The organism is Caenimonas aquaedulcis (assembly GCF_015831345.1).
Taxonomy (GTDB): domain Bacteria; phylum Pseudomonadota; class Gammaproteobacteria; order Burkholderiales; family Burkholderiaceae_C; genus Ramlibacter; species Ramlibacter aquaedulcis.
Map to the genome: position 1 here is coordinate 3,013,924 of NZ_JADWYS010000001.1, position 17,254 is coordinate 3,031,177.

A 17,254-nucleotide genomic window follows, 5' to 3' on the forward strand; every position below is an offset into this window, starting at 1 on the left:
CGACTCCCTACCATGCAAGAAAAGTACACACCCACCGAGGTCGAGCGCTCGGCGCAAGCCCATTGGACGGCGCGCGACGCCTATCGCGTGACCGAGGATGCGCGCAAGAAGAAGTTCTATGCCTGCTCCATGCTGCCCTACCCGAGCGGCAAGCTGCACATGGGGCACGTGCGCAACTACACGATCAACGACATGCTCACGCGCTACCTGCGCATGAAGGGCTACAACGTCCTCATGCCCATGGGCTGGGATGCGTTCGGCCTGCCGGCGGAGAACGCGGCGATGAAGAACAAGGTGCCGCCCGCGAAGTGGACCTACGACAACATCGCCTACATGAAAAAGCAGATGCAGGCGATGGGTCTCGCGATCGACTGGTCGCGCGAGGTCGCCACCTGCGACCCGAGCTACTACAAGTGGAACCAGTGGCTGTTCCTCAAGATGCTGGACAAGGGCATCGCCTACCGCAAGACGCAGGTCGTCAACTGGGACCCGGTGGACCAGACCGTGCTGGCCAACGAGCAGGTGATCGACGGCAAGGGCTGGCGCACCGGCGCGGTGGTCGAGAAGCGCGAGATCCCGGGCTACTACCTGAAGATCACCGACTACGCGCAGGAGCTGCTCGAACACGTGCAGGACAAGCTGCCCGGCTGGCCGGAGCGCGTGAAGCTGATGCAGGAAAACTGGATCGGCAAGAGCGAGGGCGTGCGCTTCGCGTTCACCCATGCGATCCGCGACTTCGCCGGCGAGCTCATCGGAGACGGGCGCATGTACGTCTTCACGACGCGCGCCGACACGATCATGGGTGTCACCTTCTGCGCGGTCGCGCCCGAGCATCCGCTGGCCGCTTACGCCGCGCGCACCAACCAGCGCCTCGCGAACTTCATCGAGGACTGCAAGAAGGGCGGCACGACCGAGGCCGAGCTCGCGCTGCGCGAGAAGGAAGGCATGCCGACGGGGCTCGTGGTGTTCCACCCGATCACCGAGGAGCCGATCGACGTGTGGGTCGGCAACTACGTGCTCATGGGCTATGGCGACGGCGCCGTGATGGGCGTGCCCGGCCACGACGAGCGCGACTTCGCCTTCGCGCTGAAGTACAACCTGCCGATCAAGCAGGTGGTGCACGTGGACGGCGAGCACTACGACTACAAGCACTGGCACGACTGGTACGCCGACAAGGAAAACGGCGTCACCATCAACTCGGACATCTTCAGCGGCTTCAACTACCCGGACGCGGTGAAGGCGGTTGCGCACGCGCTGGAGCAAAAGGGCCTGGGCGAGATGAAGACCACCTGGCGCCTGCGCGACTGGGGCGTGAGCCGCCAGCGCTACTGGGGCACGCCGATCCCGATCATCCATTGCGAGGAGCACGGCGCGGTGCCGGTGCCCGAGAAGGACCTGCCCGTCGTGCTGCCGCAGGACTGCGTGCCGGACGGCTCCGGCAACCCGCTGAACAAGCGCGAGGACTTCCTCGCTTGCAGCTGCCCGGTGTGCGGCAAGCCCGCGCGGCGCGAGACCGACACCATGGACACCTTCGTGGATTCGGCCTGGTACTACATGCGCTACTGCGACCCGAAGAACGACCAGGCGATGGTCGGCGAGGGCGCGAACTACTGGATGCCGATGGACCAGTACATCGGCGGCATCGAACATGCCATCCTGCACCTGCTCTACGCCCGCTTCTGGACCAAGGTCATGCGCGACATGGGCCTGGTGAAGGTCGACGAGCCCTTCGTGAAGCTGCTCACGCAGGGCATGGTGCTGAACGAGGCCTTCGCGCGCACGGGCGAGAAGGCCGGCAAGGAATACTTCTGGGCGAGCGACCTGGAGATCGAACGCGACGAACACGCGAAGGTCATCTCGGCGCGTTCCAGGGCGGACGGCCAGCCGGTGACTTACGAGGGCTGGACCACGATGTCCAAGTCCAAGAACAACGGCGTGGACCCGCAGGACCTGATCGAGAAGTACGGCGCGGACACGGCGCGCCTGTACACGATGTTCACCGCCCCGCCCGAGGCGACGCTGGAGTGGAACGACGCCGCGCTGGAAGGCTCGTTCCGCTTCCTGCGCCGCGTGTGGAACTTCGGGCACAAGCTGGGCGCATCTGCCGCGCCGGCGGCCAAGGCGATGGGCAAGCAGGCCAAGGCGCTGCGCCTGGAGATCCACGGCGTGCTCAAGCAGGTGGACTACGACTACCAGCGCATGCAGTACAACACCGTCGTCTCCGGTGCGATGAAGCTGCTCAACGCGCTCGAGGATTTCAAGGGCGCCGCGGAAGAAGGCGGGCAGGCGGCGATGCGCGAAGGCTTCGGCATCCTGCTGCGCGTGCTTTACCCCGTGACGCCGCACATCGCGCAGGAAGTGTGGACGGCCTGCGGCTATGCGCAGGCGCACGGCGAATTGCTCGATGCACCGTGGCCGGCCGTCGACGACACCGCGATGCAGCAGGACGAGATCGAACTCGTGCTGCAGGTCAACGGCAAGCACCGGGGGTCGGTCATCGTGCCTGCGTCCGCGAGCAAACAGGAGATCGAGGCGCTGGCGGTGAAGAGCGAGGCGTTCACCGCGTTCGCGCCGGGCGCCACCCCAAAGAAGGTCATTGTCGTGCCCGGCCGCCTGGTCAACGTCGTCATATGAAACGCCGCACAGTGCTCCTGTCCGCGGCAGCCTCCGTAGCGCTGGCAGGCTGCGGCTTCCAGCTGCGCCAGGCGCCGCACTTTGCCTTCGACAGCATCTATGTCGCGGCCGCGCCGAGCTCGTCGCTCGGCACGGAGCTCAAGCGCACCATCGCCTTCAGCGACGGCCTCAAGGTCATCAACGACGCTTCGGGCCTGACGACGGCGCAGGTCGTGCTGGACGTGCTGACGGACACGCGCGAAAAGGTCGTCGTCGGCCTGACCGCTTCCGGCCAGGTGCGGGAGTTCCAGCTGCGCACGCGGCTGAAATTCAAGCTTCGCACGCCGCAGGGCAAGGAGCTGATCCCGGAGACCGAGCTGCTGCAGCAGCGCGACATCAGCTTCAACGAATCCGCGGTGCTCGCGAAAGAGTCCGAGGAGAACCTGCTGTACCGCGACATGCAGAAGGACATCGTTCAGCAGCTGATGCGGCGCCTCGCGGCCCTCAAGAGCATCTAGCTCGCGCCCATGCAGCTCGATCGCGTCGACCTCAAGCTGCTGGAGATGCTGCAGCAGGACGGCCGCCGCCCGGTGCAGGCGCTGTCCGAGGAAGTCCACCTGTCGGCGCGCGCGACGCTCAATCGTGTGCGCCGTCTCGAGGCGGAAGGCGCGATCGAGGGCTACCGCGCCCTCATCAGCCGCTCCGCGATGGGCGAGCTGGTGTCCGTTTTCGCAGAAATCGCGCTGAAGGACCAGCGCCAGTCCGCGATCCAGCGTTTCGAAAAGCGCATGGCCGCGACGCCCGAGGTGGTGGCCTGCTACGTGATCAGCGGCCGCTACGACTACATCGCGCGCATCGCCTGCCCGCACCTGAACCACTACCACCAGTTGATCAATGCCTGGCTGGACGACACCGCGCTCGGGGTCGAGAAGATCGTGACAAACATCGAGCTGCAGACGATCAAGGAATTCACGGGCTTTCCCGTTCCGCGCGAATAGGCGTTGGGCGTCACTTCCGATTCGGAAGTGAATGCATGAAATTCCTGCGATTGCGGCTGCGCCGCCGCTGCCGAATCACGCCTGCCGAAGCGGCAGCGCACCTAAACTTGGCGCATCCACAGGAGCATTTCATGGACGCATCGACCGTCAGCACCACGCAGAACTTCATTGGCAAGGAAGCCCGCTGGGGCGCCCGCAACTACCAGCCGGTGCCCGTGGTCGTCGATCATGCGCGCGACTGCCTGGTCTGGGACGTCGAGGGGCGCACCTACATCGACATGATGGGTGCGTATTCCGCCGTCAGCCACGGCCACCTGCACCCGCGCATCGTCGCGGCCGCCGAGCGCCAGCTCGGCCGCGTGGCCGTGACGTCCCGTGCGTACCACGGCACCACGCTCGGCCCCTTCCTGGAAAAGCTGTGCGCCATCGCGGGCTTCGAGCGCGCGCTCCCGATGAACACCGGCGCCGAGGCCGTGGAGACGGCGATCAAGTGCGCGCGCCGCTGGGGCCACTTCGTCAAGGGAATCGCCGACGGCCGGCAGGAGATCCTCGTCGCGCGCGGCAACTTCCACGGCCGCACCAGCACCATCGTCGGCTTCTCCAGCGAGCCGGAATACCGCGCGGGCTTCGGGCCCTTCGCGCCGGGCTTCGCCCATTTCGATTTCGGGGACATGGACAGCGTGCGCGCGGCGGCGACGGGCAACACCTGCGCCGTGCTGGTCGAGCCGATCCAGGGCGAGGCCGGGGTGATCGTTCCGCCGGCAGGCTTCTTCGCCGAGCTGCGCGAGTGGTGCACGAAGAACAACGTGCTGCTGATCATCGACGAGGTGCAATCCGGCCTCGGCCGCACGGGCCGCTGGTTCGCATTCGAACATGAAGGCATCCGGCCCGACGCGCTGATCCTGGGCAAGGCGCTCGGTGGCGGCCTGCTGCCGGTGAGCGCATTCCTCGCGGACGACGCGGTGATGGGCGTCTTCAATCCGGGCAGCCACGGCTCGACCTTCGGCGGCAACGCCCTGGCGGCGGCCGTCGCGCTCGAAGGCCTGAAGGTGATCGAGGATGAAAACCTCGTGGCCCGCAGCGCGGCGCTGGGCGAATACCTGAACAAGCGCCTGCGCGAAGTCGCCGCGGAAGCCGCGCCCCTGGTGCGCGCCGTGCGGGGCCGCGGGCTGTGGGTCGGCGTGGACATCGACCCGGCGCACGCCACGGCGCGCGAGCTGGTGGAAAAGCTCGCCGCGGGCGGCGTGCTGTCCAAGGAAACGCACGACACGGTGATCCGCTTCGCGCCGCCGCTCACCATCACCAAGGCGCTCGTCGACCGCGCGGTGCAGGTCTTCAGGCAAGTCCTGCTTGACAAACGCGCGCGGCTAGCTATTAATTCGATAGCGGCAGCCAGACCGGCTGCCGCGACGTCACCCAGCGAGGTCACCGCCCGAGTGAAAGCCCAGGACACCGTTCCTCAGCTTCTCATGAGCCCACCCGATTACTTCGAGGTGGCCTACGCCATCAATCCCTGGATGAAACCCGAGCAGTGGTCGCTCGACGCGAAGCGCCTGTCGCGCGATGCGCTGGCGGGCTGGAACGCGTTGCGCGCGCGCTACGAATCGCTGGGCGCGCATGTCTCGGTCAAGCCGGCGGTCAAGGGCCTGCCGGACCTCGTCTTCACCGCGAACTGCGCGGTGGTGCTGGACGGCAAGGCGGTGATGGCGCGCTACCTCAACGCGGAGCGTGCCGGCGAGGAAGCGCACGGCCAGCGCATGTTCGAGCAGCTGAAGGCGCGCGGCGACATCGACGCGATCCTGCACACGCCCGAGGGTGTGTACTTCGAGGGCGCGGGCGACGCGATCTACGACGCGGGCCGCAAGCTGATGTGGATGGGCTACGGCCAGCGCTCCAGCCGCTTCGCGCACCACACGATCGAGCAGGCGTTCGGCATCCCGACCTTCTCGCTGGAACTGGTGGACCCGCATTACTACCACCTCGACACGGCGTTCTGCCTGCTCTCGGGCGGCGACGTCGTGTACCACCCGGCCGCCTTCACCGAAGAGGGACGTGCGCAGATCCGCGCCATCGTCGGCGACAAGCTGATCGAGGCGCCGCAGGAGGACGCGGAGAACCTGGGCGTGAATTCGGTGTGCTTCGGCGCGGACGTGGTGCTGTGCCATTGCTCGGATGCGCTGCGCGCCACGCTGGAAGCGCGGGGCTATCGCGTGCACGTGGTGCCGCTCGGTTCCTTCAATCGCTCGGGCGGCGCGGCCTATTGCCTCACCTTGCGGCTGGACAACCTCTACAAGGGACGCACGCGGGGCGGCGAGAAGCTGGCGGCTTAAACTCACCGGATGCAGCTCGCCGCGCCCCAAGTCACCGCCCACCTGCAAAAGGGGCTGCGCTCCCTCTATACGCTGCACGGGGACGAGCCGCTGCTGATCCAGGAAGCCGCCGACGCGATCCGCGCGGCGGCGCGCGCGCAGGGCTACACGGAACGCACGGTACACACCGTGTCCGGCGCGCACTTCGACTGGAGCGAGGTGCTCGCGGCCGGCGGCTCGCTCAGCCTCTTCGCGGACCGGCAGATCGTCGAGATCCGCATCCCTTCGGGCAAGCCCGGCAAGGAAGGCAGCCCGGCGCTGCAGCAGCTTGCCGAAAGCGCGAGCGGCAACGACAGCACGCTCACGCTGGTGCTCCTGCCCAGGCTCGATCGCGTGACGCGCGGGGGCGCGTGGTTCGGCGCACTCGAAGCCAACGGCGTCACCATCCAGGTGGACCCGGTGGAGCGCGCCGCGCTCCCGCAATGGATCGCCCAGCGCCTCGCGGCGCAGGGCCAGCGCGTGGTCGCGGGCGACGAAGGCCAGCGCACGCTGCAGTTCTTCGCGGACCGCGTGGAGGGCAACCTGCTCGCCGCGCACCAGGAAATCCAGAAACTCGCGCTGCTGTATCCGGCGGGCGAGCTCGGCTTCGAGCAGGTGGAGAGCGCCGTGCTCAACGTCGCGCGCTACGACGTGTTCAAGCTGTCGGAGGCGGTCCTGGCCGGCCAAACCGGGCGCGTGCAGCGCATGCTGGACGGGCTCAAGGCGGAAGGGGAGGCGGAGGTGCTGGTGCACTACACGCTGTCGGAAGACATCCGCGCGCTCAAGCGCGTGAAGGACGCGATGGCCGCGGGACGGCCGCTGCCGATGGCCCTGAAGGAGCAGCGCGTGTGGGGCCTGAAGGAGCGGCTCTACGAGCGCGTGCTGCCGCGGCTCACCGCCACGTCGCTGGACAACCTGCTGCACTCCGCGCACCTGGTCGACGGGATCGTCAAGGGATTGAAGGCGCCCGACTGGCCGAGCGACGGCTGGCAGGCGCTGCACCGGCTCGCCTTCGCGCTGTGCCGCGAATGCACGGTCTCCCCCGCCCGGGGATAATGCGGGCACGATGAATGCGCTGAACGTCGCCGAATACATGCAGACGCTGGGCTTGCAGGCCCGGCAGGCAAGTGCCGCCATGGCGCGCGCGGATGCCGCCACCCGCAACAAGGCCCTGCGCACATTGGCCGCATTGCTGCGCGCCAACGCGGCCTCCCTGCAGACCGACAACGAGAAGGACCTCGCGCGCGCCGCGACATCCAGCCTGTCCGCGCCGATGGTCGACCGCCTGAAGCTCACGCCGAAGATCATCGAGACCGTCGCGCAAGGCTGCGAGCAGCTCGCCGCGATGCCCGACATCATCGGGGAGATCAGCGGCCTGCAGCAGCAGCCCAGCGGCATCCGCGTCGGGCGCATGCGCGTGCCCCTGGGCGTGTTCGGCATGATCTACGAGAGCCGGCCCAACGTCACCATCGAGGCGGCGAGCCTGTCCATCAAGAGCGGCAACGCGTGCATCCTGCGCGGCGGCTCGGAAGCCATCGATTCGAACAAGGCGCTCGGCCGCCTGGTGCAGCAGGCGCTCGCGGAATCGGGCCTGCCCGCCGAGGCTGTGCAGCTGGTGCAGACCACCGACCGCGAAGCCGTCGGCCAGCTGATCGCGATGCCGCAGCACGTGGACGTGATCATTCCGCGCGGCGGCAAGGGCCTGATCGAGCGCATCAGCCGCGACGCGAAAGTCCCCGTCATCAAGCACCTGGACGGCAACTGCCATGTCTACGTGGACGACCCGTGCGACATCGACATGGCGGTGCGCGTGGCCGACAACGCCAAGACGCAGAAGTACAGCCCCTGCAACGCCATCGAAGGCCTGCTCGTGGCGCGCGCATCGGCGCAAGCGTTCCTGCCGAAGATCGCCGCGGTCTTCGCCGCGAAGGGCGTGGAGATGCGCTGCGACGCCGAAGCGAAGGCGCTCATCTCGCCCATCGCCCCCGCGCTCGTCAAGGACGCGACCGAGCAGGACTGGTTCGAGGAATACCTCGCGCCGGTCATCAGCATCAAGTTGGTCGCGGGCCTGGACGAAGCCATCGCGCACATCAACCACTACTCCAGCCATCACACCGACGCGATCATCACGCGGGACCACATGCACGCGCAGCGGTTCCTGCGCGAGGTCGATTCGGCGAGCGTGATGGTCAATGCGAGCCCGCGCTTCGCCGACGGCTTCGAGTTCGGCCTCGGCGCGGAGATCGGCATCAGCACCGACAAGTTCCACGCACGCGGGCCCGTGGGCCTGGAAGGCCTCACCTCGCTCAAGTGGGTGGTGCTGGGCAACGGCGAACTGCGCTCGTGAAAGACTTCTGGCGCGGCAGCGGGTATGCGCTGCTGGGCACCACCCCCGAAGGCCACCTGGTCGTCACGAACGACTTCCTGCGCAGCCTGCTGATGCGGCCGGAGCTGGCGCCAGTGAACGAATCGGGACCGCAGGAACTCGCGCTGCACGAAGCACTCATGGCGCAGCCGAGGATGGTGGTCGATGCCGCACTGCTGGATGCCATCGAAGACCCCGACGCCCGCGACAACTACGCGATCTGGCTGCGCTTTCGCGAGCGGCTGCTCGCGCACCCGACGCTGGAGGCGAGCTACGCTGCGCTGTTCCGCGGCGAGGGCGTGGATGTGCCTCCCCTCTTCGTCCACCAGCTCACGCAGATCCTGCTGCGCCACATCCTCGGCGCCAGGGCGACGGCGATGCAGGCGCGTGTGGCGGAAATGCTGTTTCGCACCCAGCGCATCGCCATCCAGGACGACGGGCAGGTGATGGCCGCCGACGAAGAAACGGTGGAGCGCCACGCTGTCGCGGCCAATTTCGGGACGCTGGGCGAGCTGCTCAAGCATGGCGGCGCGCCGATCCGCGCCGCCGAGCTGGACGTGCTGCACGCCGATGCGCAGGAGCGTTACTGGGACCGCGACGAATCGCACGACCTCGTCATCAGCCTGAACCACGGGCAGCCCGCGCTCGACGCCTTGTGCCGCGTGCTGGAGCGCTGGGTGAAGCATTTCCTTGGGACGCCCGTGCGCATCCAGCCGGAAAAGGAGATCGACGAGGAGCAGTGGGTGTGGCACGTCGGGCTCGATGCGGTCTCCTCCTCCGTGCTGAACGACCTGTACCAGGGCCACGAGGTGGCGGCTGATCGCATGGCCGGCATGCTGTGCCTGTTCCGGCTCGACTTCGAGGAGCCGGGCGCCATGCGCGCGGGCATCGCCGGGCGCCCCGTCTACCTGGCGATGGGCATGGACGCGGACAAGCGCCTCAAGCTCAAGCCGCAGAACCTGCTGCTCAACCTGCCGCTTGCCCGCTCGGACTGAAGCGGCTCCCGGGGCTTGCAAGCGGCACGGTCGCCCTCAAATCCCTACAATTCCTGTCAGATATTCAGATATTCAGATATTCCCCAAGAAGGCAAGAGGGCCGCATGGTTCCGCATCTCATCACCGCCCTGACCGGCCCCATCAACGAGCTCGAGCAGCGCGTGCTCGATTCCATGCCCGCGATCGAGCGGTGGTTCCGGCTGGAGTGGATGGAGCACACGCCGCCCTTCTACAGCTCGGTGGACATCCGCAACGCGGGGTTCAAGCTGGCGCCGGTGGATACCAACCTCTATCCCGGCGGCTGGAACAACCTCACCCCCGAAATGCTGCCGCTTGCGGTGCAGTCGGCGATGGCGGCGATCGAGAAGATCTGCCCGGAGGCCAAGAACCTCCTGGTGATCCCCGAGAACCACACGCGCAACACCTTCTACCTGAGCAACCTGGCCCAGCTCAAGCGCATCTTCCACATGGCGGGCCTGAACGTGCGCATCGGCTCGATCAGCCCGGAGATCAAGGAGCCGACCACCATCGACCTGCCCGGAGGCGGCACGGTGCTGCTCGAGCCGGTCGTGCGGACCAAGCGCCGCCTGGGCCTGAAGGACTTCGATCCCTGCACGATCCTGCTCAACAATGACCTGTCGTCGGGCATCCCGGGCATCCTCGAAGACATCCACGAGCAGTACCTGCTGCCGCCGCTGCATGCGGGCTGGTCCGTGCGCAGGAAGAGCAACCACTTCAAGAGCTACGAGGAAGTCTCCAAGCGCTTCGGCAAGCTGCTGGGGATCGACCCCTGGCTGATCAACCCGATGTTCAACATGTGCGGCGAAGTGAACTTCGCCGAGGGCACGGGCATGGAGTGCCTCACGACCAACGTCGACGCGCTGCTCACGAAGATCCGCAAGAAGTACAAGGAATACGGCATCAACGAAAAGCCCTTCGTGGTGGTGAAGGCCGACAACGGCACCTACGGCATGGGCATCATGACCGTGCGGGACGTGAAGGACCTGGACGAGCTCAACCGCAAGACGAAGAACAAGATGTCCGTCATCAAGGATGGGCAGCAGGTGCACCAGGTCATCATCCAGGAAGGCGTGCTCACCAACGAGCGCATCAACGATGCCGTGGCCGAGCCCGTGGTCTACATGATGGATCGCTACGTCGTGGGCGGCTTCTACCGCGTGCACGCGGACCGCGGCGTCGACGAAAACCTCAATGCGCCCGGCGCGCACTTCGTGCCGCTGGCTTTTGCGGAGAGTACGCGCTTACCTCAGCCGGGCGAGAAGCCGGGTGCGAGCGCCCCGAACCGCTTCTACATGTACGGCGTCATCGGACGGCTGGCGATGCTGGCCGCGAGCTACGAGCTCGAAGCCACCGACCCCGACGCGGAGACCTACGATTAGGGGCGCGCCCCCGTTGCTGCGCTGCAACATCGCCCAATTCGGGGGCGGGGCGGGCGCACAATGGCGATCCCAAAGGTAAAGGAACCCCGCCGGCCGTGCGTCCAGGCCGACAAGAGCGGGGGCTCTGAGTGCAAAAGTCGAAATCTTCCCTTGCGGCGCTGACGTTGGGCGCCATTGGCGTCGTCTATGGCGACATCGGGACCAGCGTCCTGTATGCGATGAAGGAAGTGTTCAGCTCCGGACACGTGCCCTTCACTCCCGCCAACATCTACGGCATCCTGTCCATCTTCTTCTGGACGCTCACCGTCATCGTCTCGATCAAGTACGTGGTGCTCGTCCTGCGCGCGGACAACCACGGCGAGGGCGGGCTGATCGCCATGCTGGCGCTGGCGTCCACCTCGGTGAAGGACAAGCCCGAACTGCGCAAGATCCTGCTGGTCGTCGGCATCTTCGGCACCTGCCTCTTCTACGGCGACGGCGTCATCACGCCGGCGATCTCGGTGCTCTCGGCGGTCGAAGGGCTGGAAGTCGTCTCGCCCGCGCTGATGCACTACGTCATCCCCGTGACGCTGGCCGTCCTGTTCTGCCTCTTCGCCGTGCAAAAGCGCGGCACCGCGGGCATCGGCCGCTTCTTCGGGCCGATCACGCTCGTGTGGTTCATCGTCATCGCGAGCCTCGGCGTCTCGCACATCGTGACGAACCCGGTGGTGCTCAAGGCCCTCAGCCCGCACCACGCCCTGCTCTTCATGTGGCACAACCCCGCCACCACCTTCATCATCCTCGGCGCCGTGGTGCTGTGCGTGACCGGCGCCGAGGCGCTGTATGCCGACCTCGGCCACTTCGGCAAGAAGCCGATCCGCCTCGCGTGGTTCACGGTCGTGATGCCCGCGCTCACGCTCAACTACTTCGGCCAGGGCGCGCTGCTGCTGAAGAACCCGGAAGCGGTGAAGAACCCGTTCTACATGATGGGCCCGGACTGGGCCACGCTGCCGCTGGTGTTGCTCGCGACGATGGCCACGGTCATCGCGTCGCAGGCCATGATCACCGGCGCCTTCAGCGTCACCAAGCAGGCGATCCAGCTCGGCTACCTGCCGCGGCTGCAGATTCGCCACACCAGCGTGCGCGAGACGGGGCAGATCTACATCCCCTTCGTGAACTGGGGGCTGTTCGTCGCGATCGTCGTGGCCGTGGTGATGTTCCGCTCTTCGAGCAATCTGGCAGCGGCGTACGGCATCGCGGTCACGAGCGACATGCTGATCACCACCGTCCTCACCTTCTTCGTCATCCGCTACGGCTGGAAGTACCCGCTCGCGCTGTGCATCGCGTCCACCGGCATCTTCTTCATCGTCGACGTCACCTTCTGGGCGTCCAACCTGCTCAAGCTCGCTCAGGGCGGCTGGTTCCCCGTCGCGATCGGCGCCGCGGTGTTCACGCTCATGATGACCTGGAAGCAGGGCCGCGCGCTCCTCAACGAAAAGCTCAAGGCCGACGCGATCGACCTCAAGAGCTTCCTGGAGGCGGTGTTCGTCAACCCGCCCACGCGCGTCGAAGGCTCCGCGGTATTCCTCACCGCCGAACCCGGCTCCGTGCCCAATGCGATGTTGCACAACCTGAAGCACAACAAGGTGCTGCACGAGCACAACCTGTTCGTCACGGTGCGCAGCCACGAGGTGCCGTGGATCGGCATGAACAAGCGGGTGGAGATCGAATCGCTTGGCCACGACTGCTGGCAGGTGATCCTGCATTACGGCTTCAAGAACGATCCGGACGTGCCCCGCGCGCTGGAGCAGATCCGCGGCCGCGGCTGCGAGATCGAGCAGATGAAGACCAGCTACTTCCTTTCGCGCGACACGGTGATCCCCACCATCGGCAGCGGCATGGCGCCCTGGCGCGAGAAGCTCTTCGCGCAGATGCACCACAACGCGAGCGCGGCGGCGGACTTCCTGAACCTGCCGAACAACTCCGTGGTGGAACTGGGCTCAAAGATAGAAATCTGAGTTTCGCGCCTCCAGCGGGGGTTTTCGATTTGTGCAACAGTGGGGCCACCGCGACCCGACCGACCGATGAACATCCTCTTCGTTGCAGACCCGCTTGAAGTCTTCAAGACTTACAAGGACACCACTTTTTCCATGATGCGCGAGGCGCAGCGCCGCGGCCACCGCGTGTCCGCCTGCGAGCCGCGGCACATGGCCTGGCGCACGGGCGGCCAGGTGACGGCAATGGTTCGGGACATCGAGCTCACCGGCGCGCTGGACGACTGGTTTCGCGTGAGCAAGGAGGGACCGCGCGCCCTGCGCGAGTTCGACGCGGTGATCATGCGCAAGGACCCGCCGTTCGACAGCGAGTATTTCTACGCCACGCACCTGCTGGAGCAGGCGGAGCGCGAAGGCGCCAAGGTGTTCAACAAGCCGGCCGCGCTACGCGACCATCCGGAAAAGCTCGCGATCATGGAGTTCCCGCAGTTCACGGGCCCGACGCTCGTGACGCGGCGCGCCGACGATGTGAAGCAGTTCCATGCCGAGCACCAGGAAATCATCCTCAAGCCGCTGGACGGCATGGGCGGCATGGGCATCTTCCGCGTGGGCGCCGACGGCCTGAACCTCGGCTCCATCATCGAGACGCTGAACCAGGAGGGGACCACGACCATCATGGTGCAGCGCTTCCTGCCGGAGATCGCCAAGGGCGACAAGCGCGTGCTGGTGATCGGCGGCAAGCCGGTGCCCTTCAGCCTCGCGCGCATCCCGCAGGGCAGCGAAATCCGCGGCAACCTCGCGGCGGGCGGCAAGGGCGTGGCGCAGCCGTTGTCGGCGCGCGACCTGGAGATCGCCAATGCCATCGGCCCGGTGCTCGCCTCACGCGGCCTGCTGCTGGTGGGCCTGGACGTGATCGGGGACTGGCTGACGGAAATCAATGTGACCAGCCCGACCTGCTTCCAGGAGATCCACGACCAGGCCGGCTTCGATGTGCCGGCGATGTTCATCGATGCGCTGGAGGCGGCGCTCGCCGGCTAGTTCGAAGGCGGACTTGGCCGGACGCAAAATTCGCAGAAGTGACGCAGAAGAAATTCAAGAAAAATACTTGAATTGTTCTGGGCTTCATTCTGCGCAACTTCTGCGAATTCTGCGTCCGGCCAAGTTATGAAGTACTGAAGCCGTCCTGAAACACCCGCAGCTCCCCCGGCACGAACGCCGTCCACTCCTCGTTCGTCGTGAGCGGCGCGGTCACGACCACTGCCACGCGGTCCTGCGGAGTGGTGTTGCGGGAGAAATCGATGCTCATGTCGTCGTCCGCGAGTTGCGCATGGGCGAACGGGTGCTTGCGCTCCACGTAGAACAGGTTGGTCGAGCAGTGGGCCCACAGCGCATGCCCGTTCGACAGCATGAAGTTGAAGGTGCCGTGCTTCGCGATGCGCGGCGTGAGTTCGCGCAGGGTAAGGGTGAGTTCCTGTACGCTCGGCACGCCGGCATGCGACTTCGCGAGTTCCTGCATCAGCCAGCAGAACGCGCGCTCGCTGTCCGTGTCGCCTACCGGGCGGAAGCTCGCGTGAATGCGCGGATGGTAGTTCTCGAGGTTGCCGTTGTGCGCGAACACCCAGTAGCGGCCCCACAACTCGCGCACGAAAGGGTGGCAGTTCTCCAGCGCCACCGCCCCCTGCGTCGCCTTGCGGATGTGCGCGACGACGTTGCGGCTCTTGATCGGGTAGCGGCGGATGAGTTCGGCCACCGGCGATTCGCAGGCCGGCTGGTGATCCACGAAGTGCCGCAGGCCCGCACCTTCGAAGAACGCGATGCCCCACCCGTCGGCATGGTGGTCCGTGCGGCCGCCGCGCTGGGCGAACCCGCTGAAGCTGAAGGTCACGTCCGTGGGCGTGTTGCAGTTCATCCCGAGAAGCTGGCACATGGGAGTTATTTTGCAGCCTGCGCCGGGGCCGTGGTGTCGTTGGCGCGCAATCGCCATGCGGCCGCCATTGCGATGGCGCAGATGACGGCCAGCATCCAGAACGATTCGTTGAAGGCCGCGAGGCGCGCCGGGCTCGTCGCGCGGTTCGCGAGCGAATCGCCGTGCGCGGCGATGCGCCACTCCAGCACGATCGCGCACAGGCTCACGCCGGTGGCGCCGCCGAGCATGCGCAGGAAGTTGATCGTGCTCGAGCCCTGCGGGATCAGGCTGCGCTCCAAACTGCGCATCGACCCGAGGTTGAGCGAGGGCAGGATGAAGCCCAAGCCGATGCGGCCGAGCACGGCCCAGGCCACCAGCAGCCACAGGCCCGTCCCGATGCCGATGGTGGGCATCAGTGCGAAGGATGCCGCGAGCAGCGCGAGGCCGGTGGTGACGAGGATGTGCGTCGGGTGCTTGTCGGCGAGGCGCCCGACCAGCGCAATCGTGGCCGCGAGCACGAGGCCCGCCGGCATGAGGATCGTGCCGACGTACGACGCGGACAGGCCCAGCCCGAGTTGCATGTAGACGGGCAGCAGGTAGGTCGAGCCGAAGAGCGCGGTGCCGTAGATGAAGGCGACGATGCTGCCCATGGTGAAGGTGCGGTGCTCGAAGAGGGAGAGGTCCATGAGCGGCTCGGCGCCCACGGCCTTGCGCCGCCGCTGCCACAGCAGGAAGCCGACCAGCGCCGCGGCGGCCGCCGCCAGCAGCACATAGGCGGAGGCCGCGCCGCCGTGCAGTTCCACCAGCCCGTTCAACAGGCACAGCGTGCCCGCGCCGGCAATCGCGAGCCCGAGCCAGTCGAGCCGGTTGCCGCGCTGCGCCGCGACCCCTCCTGGAGCGCTGTCGGGTACGAATTTCCACGCGAGCCACAACGACAGCAGGCAGAAGGGCACGACCAAAAAGAAGATCGACCGCCAGCCGAAGAGGTCCACGAGCAAGCCCCCGATGCTCGGGCCGAGCGCGGGCGCCAGCACCACGCCCATCCCGAAGAGGCCGCTCGCGCGCCCCTGCTCGCGCTGCTCGAACGCACGCAGGATGACGATGGCGGGGATCGGCTGCACGACGCCCGCGGCAAGGCCTTCGGCGAATCGCGCGACCAGGACGAGGTCGAAGCGGCTCGAAAACCCCCCGAGCAGTCCGCCGCCCATGAGCAGCAGCATGGTCCCCGCGTAGGTCTTGCGGTAGCCGAAGCGCCCCAGCAGCCACGGCGTGGTAAGCATGGAGACGGTCATCGCGATCATGAAGCCCGAAGTGACCCACTGCACGCGTTCCTGGCCGAGCGTGAAGTAATGGCTGATGTCGGGGATCGCGACGTTCACGATGGTCGAGGACATGCTCGACGCCATGGTGCCCACCATCAGCGAGAGCAGCAGCAGCCAGCGGTAGCGCGCGCCGTGGCGCTCCTGCAGGGCGGCGAGGCCGGAGGTGCTCACGCGCGTCCCGATGACGCGGCGGCAAGGGACGCCTGGGACGCCGCGCAGGCCGCGCAGATGCACGCCTGGTGGCGCGCGTCCGCCGGCACACGCGCCAGCAGCTCGGCAGGGAAGTCCACGCCCGCGCACCAGCAGGTGCCCGGCTGCCCGCCGGTGGCCCGCGCGATCTCCATCGCGCACTGGTTCGCGCCGCCGCACAGGGGGCAGCGCGAGGGATCGATGGGAGTGGTCATCAGCAGGCCAGTTTAGCGACCCGCCACGGTTCAGGGGAGCGCGATGTGCTCGACCAGGTGCTGGTAGACCGCGGCGATGCGCCGCAAGTGCCGCGATTCCGGATGCGCGAGCAGCCACAGCTGCGACTCGCAATCCTCCAGCGGGCCCGTCAACGCCACGAGCTGGGGCTCCTGGGCCAGCAGGAACAGCGGCACCACGCCGACCCCCGCGCCAGCCTTGATCGCATCGAGGACGTTGACGTCGTCATCCACCAGCACGCGCGGCACGGCTTTCGCGAGGTGCTTGCGCCGCCAGCGCACGGAAGGGTGGTCGGGCAGGGCGTCGTCGGGCGCGATCCATGGATGCGCATCGAGCGCACGCTTGCGATGCGCCGTGGGCATCGCGCGGGACGCGCACGCGACGAAGCGGATCGCGCCGAGGTGGCGCCCGACGAGATGTCCCGGCGGCTTGCTCGCGGGGATGATGGCGCGCAGCGCGAGGTCGGCGTCGCGGCGCGAGAGGCTCATCAGCTCGTTCGTCGTGCGCAGTTCAAGCTGGAGCGACGCGTGGCGTGCGGCGAGCGAGGCCATGCACGGCAGCACCAGGCCACGCAGCACCGCGTCGACGGTCGTCACGCGCACGCGGCCGATCACCTCCTGGTTCGGCGACAGCGCGGCGGCCCGTGCGAGTTCGAGTTCGGACTCGATGCGTTCCGCGTGCCCCGCGATCTCCAGCATCGTCTCCGACGGCAGGTAGCCCTGGCGCGTGCGTTCGAAGAGGCGCTGGCCCAGCTGCCGCTCGATGCGCTGCACGGAGCGAAACACGGTGGACGCATCGGCGTGGATGCGCGACGCCGCGCCGGCGAGCGTGCCGCCACGCACGAGCGCCAGCAGGACGTCGAGGTCGGACGCGGTCAGCGTGTATTGCGTCGATGCAATGGAAGATTTCAT

Annotated in this window: 14 protein-coding genes; 10 read left to right on the plus strand and 4 right to left on the minus strand. The window is 67.0% G+C overall.

Annotated features, from left to right (window positions below; genetic code table 11):
• Positions 1-12: 12 nt before the first annotated feature.
• The 10 genes from leuS to gshB all read left to right on the plus strand — a co-directional run bounded on the left by leuS (position 13) and on the right by gshB (position 13,730).
• Positions 13-2,634, plus strand: coding sequence for a leucine--tRNA ligase (gene leuS / locus I5803_RS14460; protein ID WP_196987042.1), 2,622 nt, complete (start codon positions 13-15; stop codon positions 2,632-2,634).
• Positions 2,631-3,131 carry an LPS-assembly lipoprotein LptE gene (locus I5803_RS14465; protein WP_196987043.1) on the plus strand — a complete coding sequence of 167 codons (501 nt, stop codon included), beginning with the start codon at positions 2,631-2,633 and terminating at the stop codon, positions 3,129-3,131. The genes leuS and I5803_RS14465 overlap by 4 nt, the downstream gene beginning before the upstream one ends.
• 9 nt (positions 3,132-3,140) lie before the next feature.
• Entirely contained in the window at positions 3,141-3,611 is a 471-nt protein-coding gene (locus tag I5803_RS14470) for an Lrp/AsnC family transcriptional regulator (RefSeq protein ID WP_196987044.1), read from the plus strand.
• 131 nt (positions 3,612-3,742) lie between these two features.
• A complete protein-coding gene (gene rocD, locus I5803_RS22435; RefSeq protein WP_196987045.1) occupies positions 3,743-5,941 on the plus strand; it encodes an ornithine--oxo-acid transaminase in 2,199 nt (732 codons plus the stop codon).
• Between the two features lie 9 nt (positions 5,942-5,950).
• Positions 5,951-7,015: a DNA polymerase III subunit delta gene (gene holA / locus I5803_RS14480; RefSeq protein ID WP_196987046.1), complete on the plus strand. Its 1,065-nt coding sequence runs from the start codon at positions 5,951-5,953 to the stop codon at positions 7,013-7,015.
• A gap of 10 nt (positions 7,016-7,025) precedes the next feature.
• Positions 7,026-8,306 carry a glutamate-5-semialdehyde dehydrogenase gene (locus tag I5803_RS14485; RefSeq protein ID WP_196987047.1) on the plus strand — a complete coding sequence of 427 codons (1,281 nt, stop codon included), beginning with the start codon at positions 7,026-7,028 and terminating at the stop codon, positions 8,304-8,306.
• Positions 8,303-9,319 (plus strand): DUF6352 family protein, encoded by a 1,017-nt coding sequence (locus I5803_RS14490; RefSeq protein ID WP_196987048.1) that lies wholly within the window; start codon positions 8,303-8,305, stop codon positions 9,317-9,319. Before I5803_RS14485 ends, I5803_RS14490 begins: the two co-directional genes overlap by 4 nt.
• Before the next feature lie 104 nt (positions 9,320-9,423).
• Positions 9,424-10,719: a glutamate--cysteine ligase gene (gshA, locus tag I5803_RS14495; protein ID WP_196987049.1), complete on the plus strand. Its 1,296-nt coding sequence runs from the start codon at positions 9,424-9,426 to the stop codon at positions 10,717-10,719.
• Between the two features lie 128 nt (positions 10,720-10,847).
• Positions 10,848-12,716 carry a potassium transporter Kup gene (locus I5803_RS14500; RefSeq protein WP_196987050.1) on the plus strand — a complete coding sequence of 623 codons (1,869 nt, stop codon included), beginning with the start codon at positions 10,848-10,850 and terminating at the stop codon, positions 12,714-12,716.
• Between the two features lie 66 nt (positions 12,717-12,782).
• The gene (gene gshB, locus I5803_RS14505; protein WP_196987051.1) at positions 12,783-13,730 is read left to right on the plus strand and encodes a glutathione synthase; all 948 of its coding nucleotides are present in this window, start codon (positions 12,783-12,785) and stop codon (positions 13,728-13,730) included.
• Between the two features lie 124 nt (positions 13,731-13,854).
• Here gshB and I5803_RS14510 read toward each other — a convergent pair whose 3' ends face one another.
• The 4 genes from I5803_RS14510 to I5803_RS14525 are packed head-to-tail and all read right to left on the minus strand — an operon-like array spanning position 13,855 to position 17,254.
• Positions 13,855-14,619, minus strand: a complete 765-nt coding sequence (locus I5803_RS14510) for a class II glutamine amidotransferase (RefSeq protein WP_196987052.1) — start codon at positions 14,617-14,619, stop codon at positions 13,855-13,857.
• A 5-nt stretch (positions 14,620-14,624) separates the two neighbouring features.
• The gene (locus tag I5803_RS14515) at positions 14,625-16,091 is read right to left on the minus strand and encodes a DHA2 family efflux MFS transporter permease subunit (protein ID WP_354001665.1); all 1,467 of its coding nucleotides are present in this window, start codon (positions 16,089-16,091) and stop codon (positions 14,625-14,627) included.
• Positions 16,088-16,324, minus strand: a complete 237-nt coding sequence (locus I5803_RS14520) for a cysteine-rich CWC family protein (protein WP_196987053.1) — start codon at positions 16,322-16,324, stop codon at positions 16,088-16,090. Before I5803_RS14520 ends, I5803_RS14515 begins: the two co-directional genes overlap by 4 nt.
• Positions 16,325-16,354: 30 nt before the next feature.
• Positions 16,355-17,254: a LysR family transcriptional regulator gene (locus tag I5803_RS14525; protein ID WP_196987054.1), complete on the minus strand. Its 900-nt coding sequence runs from the start codon at positions 17,252-17,254 to the stop codon at positions 16,355-16,357.

Excerpts from the sequence above, each read along its gene's own strand:
- leuS (WP_196987042.1), top strand. The coding sequence starts at position 13 with ATGCAAGAAAAGTACACACCCACCGAGGTCGAGCGCTCGGCGCAAGCC.
- I5803_RS14465 (WP_196987043.1), top strand. The coding sequence starts at position 2,631 with ATGAAACGCCGCACAGTGCTCCTGTCCGCGGCAGCCTCCGTAGCGCTG.
- I5803_RS14470 (WP_196987044.1), top strand. The coding sequence starts at position 3,141 with ATGCAGCTCGATCGCGTCGACCTCAAGCTGCTGGAGATGCTGCAGCAG.
- rocD (WP_196987045.1), top strand. The coding sequence starts at position 3,743 with ATGGACGCATCGACCGTCAGCACCACGCAGAACTTCATTGGCAAGGAA.
- holA (WP_196987046.1), top strand. The coding sequence starts at position 5,951 with ATGCAGCTCGCCGCGCCCCAAGTCACCGCCCACCTGCAAAAGGGGCTG.
- I5803_RS14485 (WP_196987047.1), top strand. The coding sequence starts at position 7,026 with ATGAATGCGCTGAACGTCGCCGAATACATGCAGACGCTGGGCTTGCAG.
- gshA (WP_196987049.1), top strand. The coding sequence starts at position 9,424 with ATGGTTCCGCATCTCATCACCGCCCTGACCGGCCCCATCAACGAGCTC.
- gshB (WP_196987051.1), top strand. The coding sequence starts at position 12,783 with ATGAACATCCTCTTCGTTGCAGACCCGCTTGAAGTCTTCAAGACTTAC.
- I5803_RS14510 (WP_196987052.1), bottom strand. The coding sequence starts at position 14,619 with ATGTGCCAGCTTCTCGGGATGAACTGCAACACGCCCACGGACGTGACC.
- I5803_RS14520 (WP_196987053.1), bottom strand. The coding sequence starts at position 16,324 with ATGACCACTCCCATCGATCCCTCGCGCTGCCCCCTGTGCGGCGGCGCG.
- I5803_RS14525 (WP_196987054.1), bottom strand. The coding sequence starts at position 17,254 with ATGAAATCTTCCATTGCATCGACGCAATACACGCTGACCGCGTCCGAC.